Source organism: Tolypothrix sp. PCC 7601 (assembly GCF_025677855.1).
Lineage (GTDB): Bacteria > Cyanobacteriota > Cyanobacteriia > Cyanobacteriales > Nostocaceae > Aulosira > Aulosira diplosiphon.
In genome coordinates, this window is the sequence record NZ_CP064879.1 from 3159380 (window position 1) to 3184158 (window position 24779).

At 41.3% G+C, this 24779-nt stretch carries 26 protein-coding genes, 2 pseudogenes and 1 riboswitch; of the genes and pseudogenes, 4 read left to right on the forward strand and 24 right to left on the reverse strand.

All coding sequences use genetic code 11. From position 1 onward, the window contains the following. Positions 1-7: 7 nt before the first annotated feature. From HG267_RS13230 to HG267_RS13245, 4 genes are read right to left on the reverse strand one after another with little or no spacing between them, the layout of a single operon-like run. Entirely contained in the window at positions 8-364 is a 357-nt protein-coding gene (locus HG267_RS13230; protein WP_045869379.1) for a hypothetical protein, read from the reverse strand. Next, positions 345-695, reverse strand: a complete 351-nt coding sequence (locus tag HG267_RS13235) for a DUF5674 family protein (protein ID WP_045869670.1) — start codon at positions 693-695, stop codon at positions 345-347. The genes HG267_RS13230 and HG267_RS13235 overlap by 20 nt, the downstream gene beginning before the upstream one ends. 42 nt (positions 696-737) lie before the next feature. After that, positions 738-977, reverse strand: a complete 240-nt coding sequence (locus tag HG267_RS13240) for a hypothetical protein (RefSeq protein ID WP_045869380.1) — start codon at positions 975-977, stop codon at positions 738-740. Then, positions 977-1159, reverse strand: coding sequence for a hypothetical protein (locus HG267_RS13245; protein WP_155539117.1), 183 nt, complete (start codon positions 1157-1159; stop codon positions 977-979). Before HG267_RS13245 ends, HG267_RS13240 begins: the two co-directional genes overlap by 1 nt. 185 nt (positions 1160-1344) lie before the next feature. On the opposite strand from HG267_RS13245, the gene HG267_RS13250 reads away from it, so the two are divergent. Beyond that, entirely contained in the window at positions 1345-4320 is a 2976-nt protein-coding gene (locus tag HG267_RS13250; protein ID WP_228045385.1) for a poly(A) polymerase, read from the forward strand. Here HG267_RS13250 and HG267_RS13255 read toward each other — a convergent pair. Further along, entirely contained in the window at positions 4317-4586 is a 270-nt protein-coding gene (locus HG267_RS13255) for a hypothetical protein (RefSeq protein WP_045869382.1), read from the reverse strand. The genes HG267_RS13250 and HG267_RS13255 overlap by 4 nt on opposite strands. 137 nt (positions 4587-4723) lie before the next feature. On the opposite strand from HG267_RS13255, the pseudogene HG267_RS13260 reads away from it, so the two are divergent. Next, positions 4724-5861, forward strand: a pseudogene (locus HG267_RS13260) (ISAs1 family transposase). Between the two features lie 643 nt (positions 5862-6504). Here HG267_RS13260 and HG267_RS13270 read toward each other — a convergent pair. The 8 genes from HG267_RS13270 to HG267_RS13305 form a co-directional block, all read right to left on the reverse strand. Further along, a complete protein-coding gene (locus HG267_RS13270; RefSeq protein ID WP_210403076.1) occupies positions 6505-6723 on the reverse strand; it encodes a hypothetical protein in 219 nt (72 codons plus the stop codon). A gap of 6 nt (positions 6724-6729) precedes the next feature. Further along, the gene (locus tag HG267_RS13275; RefSeq protein ID WP_045869383.1) at positions 6730-7590 is read right to left on the reverse strand and encodes a class I SAM-dependent DNA methyltransferase; all 861 of its coding nucleotides are present in this window, start codon (positions 7588-7590) and stop codon (positions 6730-6732) included. A 169-nt stretch (positions 7591-7759) separates the two neighbouring features. Beyond that, complete coding sequence (locus HG267_RS13280; RefSeq protein ID WP_045869384.1) at positions 7760-8185, reverse strand: ubiquinol-cytochrome c reductase iron-sulfur subunit; 426 nt, start codon at positions 8183-8185, stop codon at positions 7760-7762. A gap of 139 nt (positions 8186-8324) precedes the next feature. After that, positions 8325-8714 carry a hypothetical protein gene (locus tag HG267_RS13285; RefSeq protein WP_045869385.1) on the reverse strand — a complete coding sequence of 130 codons (390 nt, stop codon included), beginning with the start codon at positions 8712-8714 and terminating at the stop codon, positions 8325-8327. A 202-nt stretch (positions 8715-8916) separates the two neighbouring features. Then, positions 8917-9381: a hypothetical protein gene (locus tag HG267_RS13290; RefSeq protein ID WP_045869386.1), complete on the reverse strand. Its 465-nt coding sequence runs from the start codon at positions 9379-9381 to the stop codon at positions 8917-8919. Continuing rightward, positions 9368-10423 carry a cobalamin biosynthesis protein CobW gene (gene cobW / locus HG267_RS13295; protein WP_045869387.1) on the reverse strand — a complete coding sequence of 352 codons (1056 nt, stop codon included), beginning with the start codon at positions 10421-10423 and terminating at the stop codon, positions 9368-9370. Before cobW ends, HG267_RS13290 begins: the two co-directional genes overlap by 14 nt. A 148-nt stretch (positions 10424-10571) precedes the next feature. Further along, on the reverse strand, positions 10572-11576 hold the full coding sequence (locus HG267_RS13300) for a methyltransferase domain-containing protein (RefSeq protein ID WP_045869388.1): 1005 nt from the start codon (positions 11574-11576) through the stop codon (positions 10572-10574). Between the two features lie 216 nt (positions 11577-11792). Beyond that, positions 11793-11993 carry a hypothetical protein gene (locus tag HG267_RS13305; RefSeq protein ID WP_045869389.1) on the reverse strand — a complete coding sequence of 67 codons (201 nt, stop codon included), beginning with the start codon at positions 11991-11993 and terminating at the stop codon, positions 11793-11795. 276 nt (positions 11994-12269) lie between these two features. Beyond that, positions 12270-12413: riboswitch (cobalamin riboswitch) on the reverse strand. Between the two features lie 125 nt (positions 12414-12538). On the opposite strand from HG267_RS13305, the pseudogene HG267_RS13310 reads away from it, so the two are divergent. Beyond that, a pseudogene (locus HG267_RS13310) lies at positions 12539-12715 on the forward strand (hydrogenase accessory protein HypB); the annotation flags it as partial. Positions 12716-12951: 236 nt separating this feature from the next. Here HG267_RS13310 and HG267_RS13315 read toward each other — a convergent pair. The 11 genes from HG267_RS13315 to HG267_RS13365 all read right to left on the reverse strand — a co-directional run bounded on the left by HG267_RS13315 (position 12952) and on the right by HG267_RS13365 (position 23330). Then, positions 12952-13170 (reverse strand): chlorophyll a/b-binding protein, encoded by a 219-nt coding sequence (locus tag HG267_RS13315; protein WP_045869390.1) that lies wholly within the window; start codon positions 13168-13170, stop codon positions 12952-12954. A gap of 302 nt (positions 13171-13472) precedes the next feature. Beyond that, entirely contained in the window at positions 13473-14516 is a 1044-nt protein-coding gene (locus HG267_RS13320) for a 1,9-bis(guanidino)-5-aza-nonane synthase (RefSeq protein WP_045869391.1), read from the reverse strand. A 252-nt stretch (positions 14517-14768) separates the two neighbouring features. After that, complete coding sequence (gene rocD / locus HG267_RS13325; protein ID WP_081583954.1) at positions 14769-16019, reverse strand: ornithine--oxo-acid transaminase; 1251 nt, start codon at positions 16017-16019, stop codon at positions 14769-14771. A gap of 633 nt (positions 16020-16652) precedes the next feature. Further along, positions 16653-17048 carry a nuclear transport factor 2 family protein gene (locus tag HG267_RS13330; RefSeq protein ID WP_045869392.1) on the reverse strand — a complete coding sequence of 132 codons (396 nt, stop codon included), beginning with the start codon at positions 17046-17048 and terminating at the stop codon, positions 16653-16655. A gap of 37 nt (positions 17049-17085) precedes the next feature. Continuing rightward, positions 17086-18258 (reverse strand): MFS transporter, encoded by a 1173-nt coding sequence (locus tag HG267_RS13335; protein WP_045869393.1) that lies wholly within the window; start codon positions 18256-18258, stop codon positions 17086-17088. A gap of 106 nt (positions 18259-18364) precedes the next feature. After that, a complete protein-coding gene (locus HG267_RS13340; protein ID WP_210403077.1) occupies positions 18365-19018 on the reverse strand; it encodes a hypothetical protein in 654 nt (217 codons plus the stop codon). A gap of 459 nt (positions 19019-19477) precedes the next feature. Continuing rightward, complete coding sequence (locus HG267_RS13345) at positions 19478-20140, reverse strand: ferritin-like domain-containing protein (RefSeq protein WP_045869394.1); 663 nt, start codon at positions 20138-20140, stop codon at positions 19478-19480. A 310-nt stretch (positions 20141-20450) separates the two neighbouring features. Continuing rightward, positions 20451-21071 (reverse strand): cupin domain-containing protein, encoded by a 621-nt coding sequence (locus HG267_RS13350; protein ID WP_045869395.1) that lies wholly within the window; start codon positions 21069-21071, stop codon positions 20451-20453. A gap of 45 nt (positions 21072-21116) precedes the next feature. Next, a complete protein-coding gene (locus HG267_RS13355) occupies positions 21117-21686 on the reverse strand; it encodes an RNA polymerase sigma factor (RefSeq protein WP_045869396.1) in 570 nt (189 codons plus the stop codon). A gap of 69 nt (positions 21687-21755) precedes the next feature. Beyond that, positions 21756-22709, reverse strand: a complete 954-nt coding sequence (locus HG267_RS13360; protein ID WP_045869397.1) for a hypothetical protein — start codon at positions 22707-22709, stop codon at positions 21756-21758. 441 nt (positions 22710-23150) lie between these two features. Beyond that, positions 23151-23330, reverse strand: coding sequence for a ribbon-helix-helix domain-containing protein (locus HG267_RS13365; protein ID WP_045869398.1), 180 nt, complete (start codon positions 23328-23330; stop codon positions 23151-23153). A 167-nt stretch (positions 23331-23497) separates the two neighbouring features. Between HG267_RS13365 and HG267_RS13370 the strand changes: the two genes are divergently transcribed. After that, complete coding sequence (locus HG267_RS13370) at positions 23498-24742, forward strand: hypothetical protein (RefSeq protein ID WP_052335129.1); 1245 nt, start codon at positions 23498-23500, stop codon at positions 24740-24742. Positions 24743-24779 lie beyond the last annotated feature (37 nt).

Sequence of the window (24779 nt, forward strand, 5' to 3'; positions counted from 1 at the left end):
TAAAATTCTAGATGGATTCGGACAACAAACCTGACATATCTAATACTCGCGCTGACCAAGCACTAGCTTGCTCGGACATATTTCTGCGTTCGCTCTCATCAGACCAAAGACTATCAAACTTTAATTTCCACCGTGCTATTTGAACTTGAATGTTGACTAATTCTTCGGCACATTCCGGTTCAATTTCTGCTGCTGTCCATTCGATAAAATACATAGTTTCATCTGCCACACTTTCAACTGCTTCCGGGTAAGCAGTGTTACAAAATGTTCTCAACCTGGCTAAATTAGAAGCTATATGTCCTAAACGATTTGATGTATTTTCGCTTTGAAACCTTGCTTGTTTTTCATTTAATTTCTGGTTCATAACCACCGATTAACTCCTGAGTGATTTGTTTAACACGTTCTTGAATTGCTGGGTCTTGAATTAGCATCGAGCGATTATTTTGACTGGGGCGAATGTTAATAATTGATTCATAGGCAATTGATTGATTAAAAGGAGTCCAGTCAGCACCCCAAATATCTCGCTGTCTACTACCATCTTCGAGCAATGCTGCTTCACAGAAAGCGTGTTTTTCTCCTCCCCCGGCTAATATCCCTCTTTCTATATCTACTGCAACTTTAATGTAAATTTTCAATGTTTGCAGCATTTGCTCAACTTGTTCTAGCGTCGCTCTTTCTCTGATAATCAGTACCAAAATTTCATCCTTACACAATAAATTACCCAAAGCATTATTGCATCAGTCTTTCATCTCAGTCTCCAGCACCCTCAACACTTTCTCCTCCAAATCCGTCAAATAAGCCCGCTTAAGCTTCCCCAACGACTCCAAGAACTTCTGCACCGATTCCTCCAGTCCACTGGAATACACCTGACTAATGCGCTCGCCCAGCACCCGCCCTTGCCCCTCTGTCGTTGGTAATTTGTGATCAATTTGATCACATTTTTCAACCAAGTTATCAAAAACAACAGATGCATCCATTAGAAGATAAGACTGGCGGCGACTATGCCCAAAGCGATGGCTTCTCCTAAGGGAGACGCACCGCGAACGCCAACGGCAGCGTCAAAGACGCGCAATTCTGCCAATGCCTTACGCGCCTCAAAAAATGATCTCTCGACTTTTCGCTCTAGGTGCAAGCGATCACTGTTTTGGCATTGCCCCAACTTCTGAAGTATAATGTATTATAAAAGTAATACATTAATCAAATCACGGTAAAAGCATATGTAGTCCCTCATCTCAATCAAATTCGGTTCAAGTGGCGAAAGTTAACTTGCTTAGTTGTTTAATTTCGTCACGAAATTATTTGATTACAGAAAAAGGGAATATGTCAAAATCAGAAAAGAAAAAAATGGCAACCAGTCGCGAGGTTTACCATCGCATTATCTGGGACGAGCGTCTTAATAGCAGTGCTTTTGTTGTCGGTTATATTGAACGCCTTGCATCTACAGGAATCAGAGAAAAACCTCTAACCCAATGGGCGACAGATGGTGATATACCTTGGCATCGCATCCGCTATATCCGTTGCCAAGACGTGGTTGTTTGGGATCGGGAACAGCATTTAGATTTAATTTCCAGTGGAGAGTTACCTGCGGCGGCGTGGAAAAGCGAGACTAGAGAAAATACAGGGGAAAAAGTTGTCACTGTATTCGATAACACAGCGATATTCATTCCACGACCCGTTTATAAATACGATATTCAAGGTTGGCAAGCAGATACACAAAAAGCCGAAGATGTCAATTTAGAAACTTTGACAATAGTTAGTTTTAACGTGCTTTGTGACCTCTACGACAAGGAGAAAATTGCAACTGAAAAAAGATTACCAGCAATTGTTGAGGAGTTACGTCAATGTAACGCAGATATCATCGCCATCCAAGAAGCAACACCAGCTTTAGTAGAGTTACTTTTATCGCAAACTTGGGTACGCAATTATTATATTTCCGAATCCAGTGCAGCCGAAAAAGTGCGACCATTAGGTAATTTATTATTGTCGCGTCTGCCTTTTACACTCGTTGAACATCAATTTTCTGGACACAAGCGGGTATTGGTAGGGAGTTGTGAAATTAACGGTCAATTATTGCACATTGCAGTCGTGCATTTAACCAGCGATTACGCGCAAAATGCCTTAGAAAAACGCCAGCATCAGCTATCTACCATAGTTGCATATCTGCAAACTTTACCAGGAAATAGCTTGATAGTTGGTGACTTCAATACCCGAGGGAACGAACAAGAAGAGATATTAATGGGTGCTGGATATGTCGATATCTGGCAACAACTACATCCAGATGCAGCAGGTTATACATTTGACCCACAACGCAACTCCTTAGCGGCGTTGATGAGTTTAATGGGAATACCAGTTAGGCTCGATCGCATTTTACTGCTCAATCCAAACCATGATTGGCAAGCGCAGTCAATTAGCTTATTTGCTTGTGAACCAATAGCAGATACAGAGGGGAAAATTTATCCATCAGATCATTTTGGTCTTCGTGCAGTTCTAAGAGCAAGAAGACAGGGAGAAACAGAGACGGGGCGACGCACAGAGAAGCCTGTGTTTCTCAATCCGAGTGAGGTATCTTCTCTATCTACAGCCCGCCCAGTTTATCAGAGTGCTGTAGTTGTGATTCCAAAAGACAATGTGTTACCTGCAATCCAAGCCATCCGTGAGCGTTATGATGCCAGAGTTGAGCGGTGGATGGCTCACATTAATTTACTTTACGGTTTTCTGAGCGAATCTTATTTTGCCGAGGTGGTAGACATGATTGCGCCTGCATTGGCTCAATTACAACCATTTCAAATTACCTTAGCCGATTTCCAAACATTTACACACCGCAAAAGTTCTACCGCATGGTTGCGTCCTGTTGTCCAGCCAGAAAATGCATTGCATGAGTTACAGAAGGTACTGCAAAATCTGTTTCCCCAATGTAACGAGCAAAGTAGCAAAACAAAAGCAGGTTTTACACCCCACCTCAGCGTCGGACAATTTCCCAGTCCGGAAGCAGCCTTGGCTGAGTTACCGCAATGGCATCCAGTTAGTTTTACAGTTGACTCTGTCGCCTTAATTAGTCGTCGCGGTGATGAGCCTTTTGCGGTGAGACATATTGTTTATTTGGGAGAAAGCGGAGTCACACATTCTTCCGAATTGGGGAAGTTGGTTAATAACTTGGAACCTGAACTAATGCCAGCACAGCAATTACAGCGTGACACAGTATTAGAAGTGGTGACTCAAGCTTGTGCAGAATGTTTAGGTTTTCAACCATCACTACAGTTATTGGGTTCGGCGCGTCTCGGGGTACAAAGTCCCGACAGCGATTTGGATGCTGTGTGTGTGATTCCGACTTATTTATCAGGGGAAGCTTTTCTAGCTAGCGTTCAAGAACGGTTGCAAGGATTATGCCACACTCAACTAGTATTAGATGCACGAGTCCCTGTACTGCGCCTGCAATTAGAAGGAATATCCTTAGATTTACTTTACGCAAGGGCCCAAAACTACCAATTGGCAAGGAAAAATCCGCAAAACCTTGACCCCATTAGCTTAAAATCTATTGTCGGTTGTTGGGAAGCGGATGTAATTACAGAGGTAGTTAGCAAATATGTATCGCCTGACACCTTTCGGCAGCTATTGCGAGCAGTACGCGCCTGGGCTAAAGCCAGAAATATTTACGGTAATGCTTGGGGTTTCTTGGGTGGTTTTTCCTGGGCGTTACTCTGCGCTTTTTGTTGTACATTAGACAAAAAATCAGAAACAAGCTTAGAGAAATTACTGAGTAATTTTTTCCAAATTTTGCACCATCATGATTGGCAACAGGCGATTGCACTTACAGATGTAGGTAGACAATATCAGGTACAATCCCCAAGAGACTGGTTACCTGTAGTCACATCAATAGAACCATGTCAGAATACTGCTCGTAATGTCACCCGTTCTACTGCACAGATAATCCAAAGCGAATTTGCTAGAGGTGCAACACTGACTAAGCAAATTTTAGCTGGTGAACAGAAGTGGACAGCTTTATTTGAAACTATCGAGTTACACCAAGAATCAGAAATTTTCTTGATATTAAAGGTGAGTAATCAAGATGAGCATGAGCTAGAAAAATGCTGCGGTATTTTAGCAGGTTACATCGTTGGTTTAATTATTCAGCTTGAGCAACTTGGTATCTTTGTGCGACCTTGGACAGGTATTCAAAAGATGCAGAATACAGCGCGTTTAGTATTGGGTTTGCATCTTGTTGCTAATTGTCAAAGCACTACCTTAGAACAGTTAGCGAGAGATTTTTTATCACAGTTAAATTGTCAAAATACTAGTGTTGAGGTGATGCTTTCAAATTAAATTTCTTGCCAATCATTTGAATCACATTGTTCACCATTGCATTGGCAAGCTTTGGACGGTTCTCTGACAAGCCAAAGTTTCCAATCTTTCTTCTTGAGAGCATCAAACTGTGCCCTGGCTAATTTACTATTTTCATTACTGGGAATGTTTAACGTAATATGCCAATATTTACCGTGCTTTTTACCTTTTATTCTCTCAAATTTCTGTTGTTTTAATTTAGCAGCTAATTTATCTAAAAGGTCACTGTTTAAACAGGGTAAGCTCATCTAATTTGGTATAAAGAAAACTTGACAAATCAAAGAAGATAGGAGGTAGGGAATGTGTAGAAAATGAACTTGACTTTAGAGCAAGATGAATGAGATGAATTCAATTGCTCGATGGAAAATCACCTGGAATCAAATCGATGTCAGAGGGCTTTGAAACTAAATCTGCTGATAGTGTCAAAAATATTTGTATTCAGCAAAAATCAAGAGAAATAACAGACATTGGCATTATTCAACAGAGTTTAGTTGAACATTTCTCAGATATCAAAGACCATAGAGTAGAGCGGACAAAAAAACATCAATTCACAGATATTTTAGTCATTGCAATTTTAGCAATCATCGCTGGAGCGCAAGGATGGGAAGACATTGAGAATTATGGCATCAGCAAGCAAACATGGTTAGAAGAGTTTTTGGCATTACCAAATGGTATTCCTTGCCTGACGGCACGCTACGCGAAAAGATGATACATTTCGACGAGTGTTTGAGTTTATCGACCCAGAAGCATTAAACCGATGTTTTTTGAGATGGGTAGAAACCCTGATCACAAAAATGGGAGGAGAAATTATCCCCAGTAGACGGAAAAACAATTAGGGGTTTTTATGACCGCAATCAAGGTCAAAGTGCACTCCATCTCATAAGTGCCTGGGCAACTGAACACAGTTTAGTGTTGGCACAAGTGAAAGTAGAAGATCAGTCCAATGAAATTACGGCTATTCCGGCATTATTAGAGTTACTAGATATTACTGGCGCTATCATCACTATTGATGCAATGGGAACACAAACCGAAATTGCCAAACAGATTATCGCCAAAAAAGCCGATTATGTCCTGGCACTTAAAGCCAACCATCCGACTCTCTATTCTCAAGTTAAAGAATGGTTTGAAAAGCGCAAGCACAACAATGGAAGGGGATAAATGTTAGTTATGACAAACGGATTGAAAAAGCGAAAAGTTTGTGGGGAAGGTTTCCTTCCACAAAACTTTTCAAGACAGGACATCATCGCACAGAAATTCGTGAGGTTCAATTTTATCTCACTTCTTTAAACAGTGATGCTCAAATTATCGGTCGGGCTATCCGCAAGCATTGGGGCATTGAAAACGAGGTTTATTGGACTCTTGATTGTACCTTAAAAGAAGATGCTTGTCGCATTCGTTCTTTTCACAGCCCCCAAAATTTTGCTCTGTTACGACATTTGGCTCTCAATGCTCTTAACCGTGAACAGACCCACAAACGTAGTCTCCGTCAAAAAATGAAACGCACTGCTATGGATAACAATTAAGTAAGTTGGTGAGAAAAAACAGAACTAAGTTAAGAAAGGTAAATAAAGCTATAATCCTCTTCCATCCTGCCTTCTGCCTCCTGCCTCCTGCCTTGCCATAGCGATAATTTTTAACACCAAGCTACTTATATGATTCAGGTTCTCAGTTGTTTCATTGACAATACTTTAGATTCTTCTGATTCCTTGTGTCAAGCCTGATTGAGATACTCTTACCCTGCATATAAAAGCACCATGACCATGATTTATCGCTCTCAATACTGACTTTAATAATTGTTGTATTTTTAACGGTTTTTGATATTAATCATCTACCAAGAAAAAGATGGTTGTTAATAGCGTTCCAAAACCTATGCTAGTCATGGAAGAAGTATGAATCGAAAAGCTAGGAACTTTCATTTTGTTACTTTTCCCGTGGTTTTTCTAATTCACATTATGTATCATTTTTTTCAATTATACGACTAAAATAGTAGTGTAATAACTAAGAATTACGAATTATTTTGACAATGATAAATTTTGTAATTATAGCCATTTACTGGTATGAATAACTTGGTTTCAGGTAGACATTTTTTCACTTCTTCTGCTATTGGTGCATGAAAATTAACTAACCACAAATCATAAGGTTTTGGTAGCTGTTTTAATGTATTTTCTAGAACCACGAATTTAAGAAAGCTGCGAGATTTTTACGCGGGATAAAATGGGCTTTAAATGTTTCACCAGCAATACTTAAATGCGGAGAATTGGTACTGCAAATTACAACACCACATTCTCCTCCTAAATAGCCAACCCAAGCGTTATACCCAATTGCTAATAAATTAGTGGCGATAAAAGTTTGTTGCCAATCTTGAGTGTTTATTTCTGTGGTCATCTTCACTTAAACTCCTTTAGTTAACTGCCAAAGTTGAATGGAATAACACAGATGGTTTTCAAAAATAGTGCGTGCTGCTAAACCTTCAGCAATTGGCTTTTCTAGCCAACGCTTAAATACCCAACATCCGATCGCGTATAATGGTGGGAGTGCGATCGCCACCAAATCTGCAATATATTTAATAGTAGTTAGCCCAAAAGTACGGAACTTATCAACACACAAGTCAATCGTTGGCGCAATATGGCTGGAAATGTCCTCAGTCTTGATTAACTTGAATCCAGACTGTTCTAACGCCGCTTGGAGTTCGCTGGCGACATGACAATTAGAAAAAATACCTTCTCGGTATTCGGCATCAAAACGCATCATGTCTGCAAGCAGCAAGTAGCCACCGCTATCCAGTAAACGAGCCGCACCTTGAGCTAAATCGAGAGCAGCAATATATTGACTGCTTTCACTCAACAGAACTAAATCGTAGGAGTTTGAGGTGTGAAAATCTTCAAATCTCGTTAAATAGAAAGGTACTTGAGAGTTGGTATTCTTGATAAACTTTTCTTGCTGGAGTGTGTCAGGTGCTAATCCCTCAACAATGAAACCGCGATCGCGTAAATACACTGCATTCCCACCAATCCCGCAACCGACATCCAGCACAGTTTTTACACCCTCTGGAATAAAACTAAAAAGCTTGGCTGCATAAGCTTCTTGAGCCGCACGCAGACGAGTTAGAGTCAATTCCTCACCTACAGTAGGTAGTGGCTCCCAATACCCGTAATGGAGATAGGAGGAATTTGTAAGTCCCATGTAATAATCTATCGCCGCATTTTGGTAACGAGTCGCTTTGGAAATATTTATTAGTTTTGGTTTTTGCATTTATAAATTGGTAGAAACAGTGACAAATTCATGCTTAATATTCCCAGCAATATCAGTGTGTTAATTTTGTCGTTTGATTAACTAAGGTATTACTATTTGCAAATTGCTACATAATAATTTTAGTGAACACTTAAAGCCCCAAATCAAACCTGAGATTATTAATTACAAATTATGAATTACGTTTTACAATAACTAAATTGCCTTCTATTTTTGTCTCGTAATTTGATAGTGGTTTTGTAGCTGGCCCCATTTGTACATTGCCATTGGCAGCAAATTCGGAAGCATGACAAGGGCATAAAAATATCTTTTCTTCTGCAAGCCACTCTACGGTGCAACCCATGTGAGTGCAGGTAGGGTTCACAGCCACTAGATTTTTGCTTTTAGAAGTACCAATTACCAATACAGAACCAACCGGTGAGTTTTCATTTAATAGCTGACCAGTTTTATCCAATTGGGCAACTGTTCCTACTGGTTGCCAATCTCCAGAAGTTGATGATATTGCTGTAGTTTCTGGAGCAGAAGCTACAACTTTTGCAGGTAAGCTACTTGCTACATAACCCAAACCAAAACAAGTAATAAAATCACGACGTTTCATATTATTTAAGTTTGATATAAACAATTTTATTGCACCTTAAATTTCCGAGCAGAAATCTGTAAAATAGTAAGGGGAGAGAGAAATAATTTTCCTCCTATCCCCTGCTTTTCCCAAGATGAAAAACTTAGGAAATAAGATTCTATGGGAGGCTATTCCGCAAGCGGCGTAAACAATTTATCGATGCAGCACAATCACAACCAAACATAGCTACAGCAGCATCGCTTTCTGCATCTGTAACTCCAAGTAATGCCTTCTCGCTGTTCTCATCAGTAACATCAATCTCTGCTACGCCTTTTTGCAGATGAGATAATTGTTCAGCGTGAGCGCAGAAAAATTTACCGAGTTTCGGATGTCTGGCACAAGCTCTTTGGTCTGATGCGGATACTGGTGTAGTAGCAGCATCAGGACGGTCTACTGGTTGGGGATTTACTGGCTGACCAGCTGTGGTCACTTTATTGGTCATGACCAATGAAGCTAGAGACATCAAAGCTGCGGATTTAGTTGTTAAATTTGTCAGAAATTTATTCATGCAATTGTCCTAGAAGTAGGTTGGCAATTAAAGTTAATTTTCTCTCGACTTAGTAGGGGAATGCGGAATTTTTTCCCTTGTATTTCTTCCATTAATTTGATACCCAAACAGGAGATTTTTCCTGTTTTTATATATTTAATAACTACTTGGCGGAGAGATAGCAATCGATTATACTCCTACTTTTAAAAATACTGTGTACTTTCTAGGGTATTAGGCTTGGTTTAAATTCTGACCAACGCGTGCAAACTTGTTCGTAGCAATCAGGTGGAGTAATTTTTAGTTTGTGTAAAAAATTAACTTCAATTTGATGTTCAGCCTTTAGCACCAAAAGAATATCTTGATAGGGATTGTATGTTGCAACTGTTGGGGAAATTGATGAAATCATGGATGAACAGATTGATTGTGATATCAATCCGCTATCCTGAAATGTTTGCAGGTAAAATCCAATCAAATTCAAGGGGAGAAATTGCAGGGTGAACTTAACTGTATCCAGGCTCGTAATTGTAGGATGAGTCACTTGAATATCTACATCACATAAGACAACTCCCCGCCCAAATGACTGAAATCCTTTCCATGCTGTGTAACCGATTACCAATATATTGTTATGGATAAAGCTGTTTTGCCAGTAGCCAAAATTTCCTTGCCAAACACAATTAGATGGTCGCACCGACTTCCTCCCCCAACACCACTGACTCAATACGAACTCGATCCAGTTCTCGACCAATTAACACTAATCGCGTTTGACGGAGTTCGCTGTTTTGCCAAGGACGGTCGTAAAAGTAGTCAAATCGATTACCGACACCTTGTAATACTAAACGCATGGCTTTGTTCGGAACTGCTACAAATCCCTTAATTCGATAAATTTCTTGCTGTTGCACTAATGTTTGCAAACGTTTAACCAAAAAAGACGGCTCAAATGCTTGGTCTAATATTAGTTGCACTGCATTAATCCCGTCATCATGTTCGTGGTCTTCTTCAGTATCGTGGTGACTGGGACGACTATCTAAGTTATCTTCTACCGCAGCGTTAAAACCGAGTAATAAATTGCTACTGATTTTACCATCCTGGCAAGGAATGACTTTTACACCAGGAGGTAAGTTCTGCTTTAACCAATCCTGCACTCTCACTTGGGTTTGTTCGTCAACGCGATCGCTTTTAGTCAGCAACACCAAGTCAGCACAAGCTAGCTGATCTTCAAACAATTCCTCAATCGGTGTTTCGTGTTCTAGGCTAGAGTCGGCTTGTCGCTGGGCTAAGAGGGCTGCTAAATCGCCTACATATCGATCGCTGGCTAAGGCTTCGCAATCCACCACAGTGATTACGCCGTCCACTGTAGCACCTGTGCGAATCTCTGGCCAGCGAAATGCTTGCACCAATGGTTTTGGTAATGCTAGTCCAGAGGTTTCAATCAACATACAGTCTAGGCGATCGCGTCGCTTGAGTAATTCTTGCATTGCTGGTAAGAATTCCTCTTGCACTGTGCAGCACAAGCAACCGTTGGTGAGTTCCACAATATTACTGTTGGGGTCTTCTTCATCATCACAAACTCGGCAATCACGCAATAGTTCGCCATCAATGCCCATTTCCCCAAATTCATTTACCAAAACAGCAATCCGTCGTCCTTCGTTGTTTTGCAGTAAGTGACGAATTAACGTAGTTTTGCCTGCGCCGAGAAATCCTGTAATGACTGTGACGGGAATTTTGTGCATATAAATAAGTTGTTTGTTGATTAAAGGAGCGATTACAAAAAAGAAGTTTTACGCAGATATCATGTATTAGATAGATTTTGTGATGGGGTGATTGCTGAGAACTCACGCATTAGTCATCATGCGTAGACGCAGCCCACCGCAAGTATCGCTACCCAACTAAACTTGAGGGATTTTCCTGAACAAAGTTTCTATCCCTCAATTCTGTACGTGAATTTGCCCGCACAGCACGGAACATTCCAAATCGGCACAGTCCTGCACCAAAGGCTAAACGCATCAATAAAAACGTCGGCACTTCGCGCACAGATTTGATGAAACCAGACAGTCCAAAACGCAGAAATCCGCTTGGGCGAACCACTCCTTGCCAAATCGAATCTAACCAAGAAGGAAGGGTTGCTTGCGTCCAATCAGCCGTAATTACCTCTCCTTCCACTAATCCTGTAGCTGCCAACAGTTCGGAGAATCCCTCAATGCTAGAAAAAGCTGGATGAGACCACTGATCTAGCAGTTGTCGCATTACTGGTTTCTCCCAGAAATTTAGCGGCTTTTGGCGGTCATCCCTTTGATTCCAGTCAGCGACAACCAAAATTCCACCAGGCTTTAGCACCCGTATTAATTCTCTGGCAAAAACGGCTTTATCGGGCATGTGGGGGCCTGCTTCGATTGACCAAACTACATCAAAACTGGCATCTGGAAACGACAATGCCATTGCATCATCGACTGCAAACTGGGCGTTTAGTTCTTGGGGTGTTAACTCCTGGGCGCGTTTCACCTGCTGTGGGCTGATGGTAATTCCTGTGACAGCAAATCCATAATCTCGCGCTAAAATCCGGCTGCTACCCCCAATCCCACAGCCAACATCTAAGACGGTAGTACCAGGAGGTAATTTATCTAAACCACCCCATTTAACCATTTCGTGTACAAAGTCAGATTTAGCAGCCAAAAAATCCTTGCGTCTTGGTGGCGAACCGTAGTGACCGAGGTGAATGTGTTCGCCCCAGTAAAATTCTAGGATGCCGTCAAGCGTCCATTGGTCATAGGAATTAGCGACTGTGGCTGAGGATTGATACTTACGAGCCGTTACGAAATAAGCTGCAATTCCAATTAGTAAAACGATAAGAGAACCAATTACAAAATAAACTAATAAAGTTGACATTGTTGTGAAAGCTTTCTATGTAGCTAACAGTTGATAGACATTGATTTGTTTATGAAAACCCTCGCCCCTTGTGGGCGAAAGAATCCTTCTCTCACAAAGCGGGTATAAACCCCAACGCCAGTTCTCTCAAGTCGGGAAACCCGCCCACGAGACTGCCTCCCCCTTGTCAGTGGCTGTATTTAATTTTGAATTTTGAATTTTGAATTTTGAATTGATTCATGGTTCATCCCGAATTAGACGAGAGATCATCAGAGAAATCTTTCCATAGGTTGAACTTGCAATTTTTTGCCAACCTCGAATTATTTGCCTTAAATTTAGAAAGGGTTGCTGCTGATCTTCTCTAAAACCTGTTTGTTTGACAAAAGGATGAACAGCAGTAGGAATCTTCCCAGTCCGGTGAAGATAATATTTCGGCATGATGATTAACCGAGTCAGAATTTAACGAAAATACAGAGAAGTTATCGCTAGATATAACGATGGAAATTTTGTGCCATACCTCGTTGAAAATATTTCAGGTTTCAAAGTAAAAGAAATACCTGAATATTCACAAAAGTAATTACTAATTGAAATTTAATATTAATTACGTATTTCGTGGAAAGCCGCCATTTGTAGCGTTTTAATGTGCGGTGCTTTCAAAATATCAGATTTAGCGATCGCCATGTAATAAATCATCCGTGCCTCGCAGATGTACAAAATTTACAAGTCAACTTCGGCGGGCATTCTGACTCACAAGGTAAACCTTGATTACAGCTGCGGGACAGCGCCGGATTCGCACCGGACTTTCCCCGTTTCCTCTAGTGGCTGTTCCCCACTAGAACCGACTTATCGACCCATTGTACATCATAATCAGGAAAATAATACAAGATAGAGTTTTAGTTAACAGCCACTTTTATTTTAAGATTTCATGACATTAAAGAAGTCCTGGCTGTTATGACCAAGACTTCAAGTAAATTTATTCAATTGAAATTGATTTACTACCTCATGTGCAGTTTGACGTTCAGCGTTGCATAGAATATGCCCAGCAGGTTAATCCTCAAATTCAGGTTTTTCAAGTTTCAGCGTTAACTGGAACTGGGTTAGAGAGTTGGTATCAGTGGTTATCAGAAAAGGTTCAAAATAGTTCACAAGTATATTCATAAAGTGAGTTTAAATTTCAATCTAGACAATTCATTTAATAGATTTAAAATTTAGTGTCAAAACAGAGTGTGGGAATATCCAGATGAGGATAAACTAATAAAATTTTTACGCTCTATTCATGAGAGTTAATATCATTAATAGAGCGCAATATTTGAGCATATTTGTTTAAACTAAATTCTCTGAAAGATGAGGATTTTTGTGATTCTACAATCCAGTAATATAGAGCAGCATTACTTTTTTATTGGAAAAATCCCCAAAACAGTCCTCCAAGAAGCCCATCTTTATTAAGGATTTCAAACAGTGCAGTTGCAAAGAAACCAATCATCGCCAAGCGTCCGTTCCAAATCTCTGCACTTGGTTGGAAACCCCATCTCCAACGAGTACCAGCGTAATAGTAAGGCTCTTTAATTTCTGGAAGTAAATCCTGGCTTCCTTTTACTTCTTTGATTTCTTGCATAATTCGTCGCCTTTTTGATTTCGTGTTTGTACTTTATCTATGTCGCCTCCCATCTTAAAAAAACTTTATATAATCATCGTCTTCCTAACGATACAAAGAGTTACGTAAAAAAATCAAAGAATTTACACCAGAAAAACAAACAATTTCTACCATAAGTTGAACACTTATTTGTGTTATCTGACACAAGAGATAAATACAAACTTCATCTTGTTGCCAAGATGAAGGGTAACACAACAAGCTATAGCTAATATTCAAGTTATGTTTGTCATGGGACAGGGGGTAAATTTACCCCCTAAAAATCTCTACACAGTTGCTACCTTGGGTTGAGGTTTGGTGAACAACTCAGCTAAATGATGTGGTTGGCGATCGCGCCAATTACCTTTACCATAGGCATACCCCGCAATTAATGGTAAAGCCACAGTCGCCTCAGAAAAAACCATCTGTTCAGTAGCTTTATCTACCTTCCCCCAAGAATGAGCCTCTTTAAGAGTAGAACCAGATAAAGCACCATCGCGCTCATCAGCGACAGTGACTTGAATTGTATACTTGTGCATACTCGTTTCAAATCCCAGCAATTCCGCAGCTACCACCGTATCCTGAGCAAAGTTTTTCGGTACACCGCCACCAATCATTACCAAGCCAGTGTAATTAGAAGCTAGTTTACACTGGGTCAACTCCCGAAAGTCTCTCACTGAGTCAATCGTCACATGAGATTCTGGGGAATTCCATTGATGATGCACTAAACCAAACCCAGCCGAACAGTCACTAAAAGCAGGGACAAAAATTGGTACTTGGTGTTGATAAGCGGCTTGCACCACAGATTGACCATAGTTTCCCCGACGTTCCAAATAAGCCCCCATTTCCTGAATAAATTCTCGTGAAGAATAGGGACGTTTCTCTAACCCTTCGGCGATTTCGGCAATAGTCATATCACATACCCGCAGTTGATCCTCATCAATATAGGTGTCATATATGCGGTCTATGCGTTGCTGTCTTAGCACCTCATCATCAGCAAAGGGATCGCCGACATAATGACGATAACCCAACGCTTCAAAGAAATCTTGGTCAACAATGTTAGCTCCGGTAGAAACAATTGCATCTACCATATTGTGAGTAATTAAATCGTGGACTATTCCCTTCAGTCCAGCACTAAATAAAGACCCAGCTAAACACAGAATAATCGTGCATTCTTTATCTTGCAGCATTGCATCGTAAATTTTCGCTGCCCGCCCCAAATTTCGAGCTTGGAAAGCTGTCTTACTCATTGCTTCCACCAAGCCAACAACATCAAAAGCTTTAATGTCAATTGGTTGCACGGTCTCTTGCAAAAGTTCTTCACGATTCATGGTAGATTGTCCTTTTTATTGAAAATTAAAATCATCCGGTCTACTTACACAACTAGAAGGCAAATTCTGCCAACGTACTAGGTGCTTCGCAGTGGTCATACCAGGACAAACCGGGATCTGATTGCCGTCTTTTATTCAATTTGACGTACAATTCCCAGATACTCATAAGTTGGATGAGACGATTGTTCAATTTTGCTATTAATGACTTCTCAAACACTATCAACCACCCCGCAAAACTCAATTTGTGCCAAACTAACCAGTGGTTGTCAAAACTCGCTCAATTTTCTCTAATGCCCAATCTATTTCATCTTGGGAAATAACTAAGGGTGGAGCAAAACGAATGACATTATCTCTAGTCTCTTTAGCTAATAATCCCTCTTTAGCTAAAGCTTTACAAAAACGCCTTGCACCACCAGCTTCAGGATACAATTCCATGCCAATTAATAAACCTTTGCCGCGTACTTCTTTGATATATGAACTCTTAATTGATTGTAATTTCTCTATAAAATATTCCCCTAGTTTTAAGGCTTTTTCTGATAATTCTTCTTCTATAAGAACATCAAGTGCGGCAATGCCAATAGCAGCAGCTAAAGGATTTCCCCCAAAGGTACTACCATGATCCCCTGGTTGAAATATACCCATCACTTCCTCTGTCGAAATAAACGCAGAAATGGGATAAAATCCACCAGATAAAGCTTTACCTACAGTTATGCCATCTGGCTTAACATCCTCATATTGATGGGCAAACATTTTACCTGTTCTTCCCAAGCCCGTTTGGATTTCATCAAAGACCAATAAGACATGATGATGGCGACAGATTTGTTCAGCTTGCTTTAAAAACCCATGAGGCGGAACAATAATACCTCCCTCACCCTGAATTGGTTCTACCAAAAATGCCGCAGTGTTAGGAGTAATTGCTTTTTCTAATGCCTTAGCATCACCAAAAGGGATAACTTTAAACCCAGTGGTTAAAGGCCCAAATCCATCTTGATATTGTTCTTCTGTAGAGAAACTGATTAAACTAATAGTGCGTCCAGAAAAATTATTACTACAAACTATAATTTCTGCTTGATTTTCTGGTATGCCTTTTACTTTATAAGCCCATTTACGAATGGCTTTGATAGCCGTTTCCACGGCTTCGGCTCCCGAATTCATGGGTAGTACTTTAGGTAAACCAGAAATCTCAGAAAGCTTTTGATAAAATCTTCCTAATTGGTCATTACGAAAAGCTCTGGAAGTCAGTGTAACTTGTTGAGCTTGTTTTATCATTGCTTGAAGAATTTTGGGATGACAATGACCCTGATTTAATGCTGAATAAGCCGAAAGAAAATCCAGGTATTTTTTACCTTCTATATCCCATACCCATACACCTTCTCCTTTGGTAATGACTACATCTAAAGGATGGTAATTATCAGCACCATATTGCTGTTCTAGTTCAATATAATCCTGGGTATTCATAGTGTTGAAGTTGGGAATTCCCAGAGTTACGTTCGCTGCTTGCATATTTGCTCCTGATAGTTTTGATGTATGGAAATAAAACTAGAAAACATCTAAAAGATTACCAGTCGAATAAGACACTCAACAGGTATGAGCAGAAGAAAAAAATCTGGCTTTGTTCTTCGTTTTATAGTTCCCAATTTCAGGGAATATTGACATGAAAGCAAAAACTTTACTCTCAAAATTAGTCAGTAATGTCAAAGACAATGAATTTTTTCTAAATATCTCAACTAGCCAGTAATTATTGACCAGCTATTTGCTCATCTTCCAGACACGCAACTTGTGTAGGACATATAACTGCCTACTTTTAGTGAAGAAAACCAGTTGCCCACTCTGTCTGAATGTAAAATTTTGCTGGCATAAAAACCGATAGTGTAAAGTGTACCGTTTTCGGTTATCAATACGTCTTTGCCTGCATCTTGCAGACAAAAAGTTTGATATTTTTATGGAATATTTTTAGGTAGTCAAAAAAAGCAATTTTTTCCACTGTTATGCATTTTAGACTATCATTAAATTCCTAGTCTTTCAATGCTGGGGAGGGGGATAAGAAAATTGCAGCGATAAATTAGCACCTGTAGATTGCCCAATTGAAGTTAAATCCAGAGGTTATACACATAATAAAGTTGAGTAGACACTAAATTACCTTTGTAATGCAGCGATCGCTACCTCTGGATTCCAGTAAGCTCGTAGTGTTTGAATCTTACCAGCAGCATTGATTTCAAATATATCAATGCCTTCAAATATGACCTCATGACCGTTTTTCCCAATACCGCGTCCCGTCCATTTGACAGCAACTTCATTGTCCACAATATGCACAAACTCTTCAGTCAGTCCCACAGTTTCAAACATTCCGGCAATACTCAAGAAAAACTGGCGAATTGCCGTATGTCCTTCTAAAACAGCACCACCTACCGGATCGTAATCAATTGCATCTTCTGCAAATGTCTCTAACCAAGCTTCTACATCCATTGCTCGTGTAGCTGCAAAGTAATTAGCAATCAACGTAGCGATCGCCTGTGTTGATATGGTTGACATGATAGTTATACTCCTAAATTAATGACATCAGAGTTTCTCAAACGTTTTTGATGGCATTGAGACAAGAATTTGCAATCAAAGCGGCGATTGCACTCCCAAAAAACCCGATTACAGGAGCTATTCCGTTGTATTGTTGCAGCAGTGAAATCAAAGCAGTAGCCGCACCCATACCACCAAAGTACAATCCTGTTCCTAAACCTGCCCACGCGGGAGGAACTATGAAAAGAGCAAAGGGAATTTGACTGGTAAACAAAAGACCAAGGGTTACTCCAAAGGCAACAACTAATCCCATTGCAAGTATACTGTAATGAGTTAGTAGGGCCAGTCCCATAACAGCGGCGATCGCACCTAAACTCATTTTCATCGCCTTTTTAACACCCAATCGCAAAATCAATCGCTCTAAGAAAAGTCCACTCAAGCCAGACACCAATAAAATAGCAGAGCTAATATACTCTGCTCCAATGCTCGGCAGTATCTTGTGTAGTAAAACAGGAAAAAGTCTCAGTAGCAGGTTCACTTCTAAACCTGCGCCTAAACCTACACCAAAAATTAGCACCGAACGTAAAAAAGATGGTAATGGTTGATAACTTTCCTCTATAGGCAGAGTATATTGAGGTTTTGCTGACCATAGAAGCAATGCCCCAACTATCAAAACAACAGCTCCCAACAGAAATGTCAGTGATGCCCCCAAATGTTGAATCAAGTTACCCAATAAAGGCCCAACTGCTCCTACCAATCCAAAGACTAAGACCAGAATGGTAGTAGCTTTAGGTAATTCGGCACTAGGTGCAAACTGCATCAGCAAGGCAATGGCAGGGCCACGAAACACAATCATAGCAATGACCCATATAGTCATTAGCACAGGAATTAACCAGCGCAAACCGTTTGGTAACTCGCCCCCAAGCAACAGCGATACCACCACAAAGATCGTACCTGCCAAGGTTACGCCAACGGCAATCATCGGCAGACGAGAACCAACTCGCCGCATCACTCGGTCGGAAATTCGCCCAAAATAAGGTTCTACCACTGCTCCTAGTAGTCCTTGCAGGACTCCCAAACTACTAGCAATACCTGCAAAGCCAAGTTTTTCTAAAATTCTGGGTTGATAGAAACCATAAGCCATCCAGCTAAAAATGATAGCTGCTATTAACGCTGCCAAGCCCCAGACTTGTCGCCAGAGAATTGAAGATTGAGATATAGGCGATCGCATAGTAATTCGTAATTGGTAATTCCCATAAAGTTAGAGTTTTATTGATTTAAAATGAATGCTCTATTTATGTCATGTGGTATTAGTTACAAACTGATATTGCAGCAATTTATCTGATGCTTGATGCTGTAGCTACCAGTTTTTCAAATTTTGACCATAAACAATAGCCAAGCAATACTAGTCCTGCGCCAAAAAATACTGCTCCGATAATCGTGACGACGTTACTCAGTGAACCTTTACTAAATACGATCGCTCCCATCCAAAATAGCGGCGCACCAATCATTAATAATCCACCCGCTACACGCAACAGCAAGTGCATACGCAGAAGCGATACACCTAGAAGCAGAAAGCCTAATGAAAAGGTAATTACCGTGAGGAAAAAGACAATCCGAAAGGTCAATACAGGCGTTTCTAATGATGACTCCTCAATTTGCTCAATCATTTCTGGAGCATGAACGGCAAGATAAGGAACAATAAAAGAGTCCCAAACAGCTATTGGCAGTGATAGAGCAGTACCCAAGAAAGAGAGTAAGTAAGCTGTAAAACCCAATCTTCCCACCTCATCACCTAGATTTACTGGAAAGGCATTCAAGCCTAACAAAATCAGCAGATAGGATACAAACCACATTACATGAACTGGTGTCCACAGAGGATTCATAGCTCCTTGAGCATCATTTGATGGATGAAAGAACATAAAAGTACCGAAAAGTATGCCAGCGATCGCTAAGGCTAAACCACTCCATCGAGGGCTGAAATTTAGCATTTTAAAACTCCTGATTTCAAGTATTTATTTAGCTATAAATTTAGGGGAATGTTGGTAGCGAGCGTCCCTCAAAACAAGGTTGCTGATTGAAGAAGAATACATTCGTCAGAATCAATCAGTGGGGGGTCGGCAATAGCTATCTAATTAAAAAATGTTAAAACCTCACTGTATATACTTTCTTCTGTGTAATACCAATTCGCTAAAAGTTTGAAACAGATCCAACTTCAGAAACCTTGTTAAATAAGGATTTGTTAATGCAATGCGTGAATTTTGCGGAAATTTCTGTAGGCGGTGAGTGCAGCCACACGTGCGGCTCTACCGCCGGGTAGACTGCCGTAGCTTGCTTCTCCGTAGGAGTACCCGGAGCGGTTTTCCGCCGTAGGAAACTTTTCTTGGCGTAGCCTCTCCCTTTGGGAGAAGACGAATTTTGAATTGGTATAACTTAGTTGCCTTTTTGCACTAGACCTTCAATATCCAAGCATCACGATTTTCTACACTCACAAAAGCAGCAGGCACAATTTCAATACCCACACCCAGTGCTCTGAAAGTTGCACGAATAGCAGCAGCGTGGGCAGATTCAGTGGTGCCAATACTCGCTCCGACAGTAACTAGTTTGGGTGTTTTGAGCTTGGCAGCTTCCAGAGTGTAAGCGATCGCTGCATCTATTTCCAAAGCTAAAGCCAATTTTGCAATGTTGACATCACTATCTATGTTGCCCTCACCTTTTTTGATGTAAGACGAAACATCATAACTAGCCTCTGCTTTTACTGGAGTTCCACCCAGACTGGAGACAGTGGTTGCCAAAGCATCCCGATGTTTTTTATGATCTGCTTGGTTGCGAAGAGCTAAAGCTAGAACCGTTTTACCTACATCAGTATTAGTTAACTTGCCAGCTGCAAAACTATAAGCCCAAATAGCTTGATGCTCGTAGTAAAGAGCATTATTGAGAATTTTTATATCATTTTGTTCAGCAGAGCTTGAGCTAGCCTCTGCTTTTTGGGCAAGCAGAGGTAAGCCCAATGCACCAGCCACACCAGCTATTGCTCCACTTACCACCACCTCACGGCGAGAGAAGATTGAGCGACGTGAGGATTTTTTAGTTAAAGCGCTTTGAAAATCCATAATTTAGTGTCTTTGAGATGATGTCATGTTGAATTTACAGATGATGATTAGAGAACAGCCAAGGCAAAACTGTCCCTACTTCAGAAGAAATATCTCAAGAGGTAATTTCATAGCAAATTCTCTACAGCTTCGTAGAGAGCAAATAGCATTTGACTATTGCTCTTGCAGACTCAGCTGTTCATCTAAAAGATATATACGTCGAGCAATCTGATTTGGATCTATAAAAGCAGAACTTGATCGAAAGATTTTTTCAACGCAGAACCAGGAGATAAAGAGAGTATTTTCCCTATGCCCTGCCCTTTTGCTTTTTTTAAGCCTCATCTGACGCAAAACCAAGATATTCATCATCCATTGAAGTGCGGAAAAAGAACATACAGCCCCCGATTGTATGGGGCCCATGAACCGATCCTGGCTGGGAGCGAATGTAGTCCCCTGTGTGATAAACCTCATCTCCAACAACCAAATCGCCAGTTAGCATATAGATTTCCTCAATCGCTGCATGACGGTGCATGGGGTAATGCGCCCCAGGAGCAGCCCGCAAAACCCCAACAATCTCCCGCTTGATGGGATCGGTATGAAAAATGGCAGTTTCTACACCAGGGACACGGTGAGGTTGCCATTGCACATCTTGCGATCTTACTGCTAGATATGAAGATAGGATATTGTCTGCATTTGGAATCTCCTGGGGATGAGACTCCAGAGGTTCCAACTCTAAGCGAGCAAATAATCGGTCTTTCAAATCCTCTGCCATTGGCACAACAGGCGTACTATATGGAATCGCTGTTGCTGCTATCTCGTATTGGGCTAGTTCCTCAGCTAATTCTGGACATTCTGCCAACTGTTGCTCAACCCATAGCCTTTCTGGCTCACTCAGTAGATTCAGCACATACAATGGAGCTAATTCACAGAAACAGTGGTTTTCAAAACTCATGAGCAGATTTAGCCTTTAACAAACCTTTTACTTTTAAACCTATACCTAGACTTCAACATCAAGGGCAGACTTCAACTTATTTAAGCCTAACCGAATTCTGGTTTTAACTGTGCCTAAAGACATCTGTGTCTGAGTTGCTATTTGACTATGGGTTAAACCTTGATAGTAAGCTAATTCAATCACTAGACGTTGTTCTGGTGGCAGTAGTTTCAATGCTGATAACACGCTCGCTCGACGCTCGCCCTGCAATACCTCCTCAATAGGATCTACGCTCTGATCTGGGATTTGGATCTCTAAAAGCTCAGTCGAGATTGCAGAAGAAGATTGACTGCGCTGGTGCTTTCGCAGGCGATCCAAAATCCGGCTGCGCGTTAGCACAAATAGCCAAGTATCTGCTCTGCCTTTAGCCAAATCATAGTTTTCAGCTATTCGCCAGACTTGAGCAAAAACATCTAGGACTACTTCTTCACTTTCCTCAACCGATCTCAGACTTTTAAATGCCACAGCATAAATTATCTTGGCATAGCGATCGTAGAGTTGAGAAAGAGCAGTTTGGTCATGTTTAGCGATTCTGGTTAACAATGAGGCATCATCAGCTACAGGTGAGGAATCCATCTACAGGTTCAGTTTTTGTCTAATTATGAAGTATAGCGGCTCTTTTGATGGTTTCCAAGTCTCGCTTGCTCAAGAGTTGAGCGCTCTTCCGTCACTCTGGGGAGAGAAAATAAATGTAGTGATTGTTCGCTTCTCTTCCACAGCAGTAATATAGGCCCGCTTCAGCTTCCCCAGCGACTCCAAAAACTTCTGCACCGATTCCTCCAGCCCACTGGAATACACCCGTGAAATACGCTCGCATATCTCCTGCATCTGCTGACAATCCTCAGGTAAGTATTCGTAAGACTTGAGATGCTTCAGCCCCACCGTCAGTTCACCATCCCAATTCCTCACGGTGCAACTGAAGTTATTCACTTGAGCGACAATTGCCCAACAACCGCCTTTGCCCCTGAGTTCGGGATTGTCCTTTGCTAAGATTTGGCAGACTTCACCCAACTGGTAGCTGTTGAGTACTTGGGTGCGTTCCATAATGCGCTGCACGACATCTTTGACGATTTTACCAGTCGGTACTTTACCGCCAGCTTCTTCTACAGCCTGTTGCCAAACTTCCTGTTGCTGTTGGGGTTCTAGCTTAGTGAGTGGGCGGACTTGACGCTCATTCGTGGGCAGAATTTGACAACAAATGGTTGTCAAATTTTCATTCTCCACATTTTGACAACCAATGGTTGTCAGATTTTCGTAAACACCAGCTGCGGCAATCAAATAATTCGACTGTTGCCGACTATGCCCAAATCTATCGCGGCAATAGTCCTCAAATGTGCGATGAGTGGAGCGATAGAGTCTGCGATCGCGCAATTCTGCCAATGCCTTACCTGCCTCAAAAAATGCCCTCTCGACTTTTCGCTCCAGGTGCAAGCGATCGCTCTGTTCTTCTGGAGTTAATTCTGGAACTTCAACAGCAGGAACATCGATGGTTACTAAATCCTGATTGTCCTGAGGAGAGCTATTTTGTGGGTTAACTGCTGGTTGTAAGTCACTGGATGTAGAGGTGGCTTTTTTGCGCTTACGGGGTGGGTTGTCCATTCATCCACCTCTTCTAGCTCAAGTGATGGCAAGATTGATACGTTAATTTGAGCAGGAACAAAAATACTTAAGTAGTTACACAAATGTGCGAATGGAGTGTTCGCTCTCAAGCGTTTCCGCTCGCCTAGTGTCTTTGTAGGGGAAGGAGAGCAGAATGTAGGCGGAGCCTTCCAGCAGGGTAGCAATCACAAGGATTTTATATTGCTCTGCTAAATGTCATTTTGCTGGCAATGACGGTAAATATTTCTGCTCATTGACTTATAATGCCTCCTCATTAGGTGTTAACCATACTAATACTGAAATTAGCTCTAATTTACTCAAAGTCGGTTCCATTAGAGTATCTAGTATCTGTTTGCCTCAATTTATGTAAATATGACCTACTATTTACAGTTTCTACTGCTGCTGAAATGAAGTTACAGCGTAAAGATTGATGACTTAAAGTCATGCATCCTTTAATTCTCCACTCTTCCTAGCGCGTTCTAGCTCTTCTTCGCAAATAACTTCTATCAAATTTGATAGAGAACGCTTCCGAATCTTGGCTAACCGTTCCAAGTCAGACTTTAATGCCTCATCCAAATAAAGCGACATTCGCTTTTTGGCTGTAACCACCGATAACACCATAGCACTACTCCAAAACTATACTCCCTTCATTATAGCATGAGGGTAACGCTACCTTAGCATAATAAAAATGTTTAAGTAGCATTAAAGTAGTGCTACCATATAAATAAAGAAAGCGCTCCCGACTGCGAATCTTGAGCGCCTTCTGTCCTTTTAGAGACTCATCAATCATGACATATACAACTTATAGCCATCAACAGCTGCAACACAAATCCATAGCTCGGCTCAAGCAAATCTATTGTGAAGTCGGCTGCACAGTTGAGGTATTTGACAAGCGGTGCAAGGATGCTTGGATGAGCGCGATCGCTGAGTATCAGGCAATCAGAGTTGAGACAGTCGTTGATGCTAACCCTGACGAACAAGCAATAGCCCAAGCCGAACTCGACCAGTACATCACAGACCAAGCCGAAGCCATAGCCCCTCAACTGACTACAGTAGAAATCAACTGCTACCACTACGAAGTGTACGCGCTCAAGCAACTGGTCGCTTACATCGCCTACGACTATGACGAGTTTGTTACACAACCTTGGGTAGTCATGGTGAATGGTGAAGAGATTTTCCGGGATACCACAATCGCCCGATGCCAAAGATTCATCGAATGGCAGCACAAAGATAAGTCGGAAGTAGTAAGTCGGAAGTCGGAAGTGGAAAAATGCTCTGAAGATAAAGTTGGAATTTCGCACATAGAAGACGAAAGTAAATTACCTCCGACTTCCGACTTCCGATTTCTGACTTCTTCTGTTGATGGAAAACTTAACCCACAAAGTGAAATTGAAGTACCAGAAGCCCCAACAATTTTAGAAATTTCGTTTTATGACCAAGAGGCATTTGTTGGGGATGAATTGGTAGCTAGCATTAGCTACGACCACGGCAATTACCAGAATTTGTACTGGCGGGTAATGATTAACAGTATTGAGATCTTCCGAGACATCAGTCCTGCTAGATGCCACAGCTACATCAAACAACAGTACCAGCAAAGCAAGCTTCCATTGCAAGAGCAGCTAGAAGAAGAAGCGGAGGGGCTGAGGTGCAGAGGGGCGGAGGGGCAAGAATCTTTCTCCCCTGCTCCTCTGCTCCCCTGCTCCCCCGCCTCTTCTGCTACTGGTAACGAAATCATGGCTGAGATTTTCAGCGCGTGTGAAAAGTATGGGTTTGAAATGCTTGACGATGGCATTTACCACAATGATGTAAAGCTTGGCGAAGTCGGATGCACTGATGGTCGCTGGTGGGTCATACGTGCAGCACAGGAAAATCAATGCATACCCTGTAACTCGGCAGCAGATGCTGTGCAGTCGTTGTCCGAGAGCGCAGCTGATGAATATTTGGGATATCGACTACTTGAACACCTCAGCCCTAGAGAATGGCGATCGCTTCTTTCTGGTACAGCCCAGGGTCAAAAATTGGTAATAGCTTAAAACCAACTGTGGGCAGCAATTCCACTGCTGCTCACTC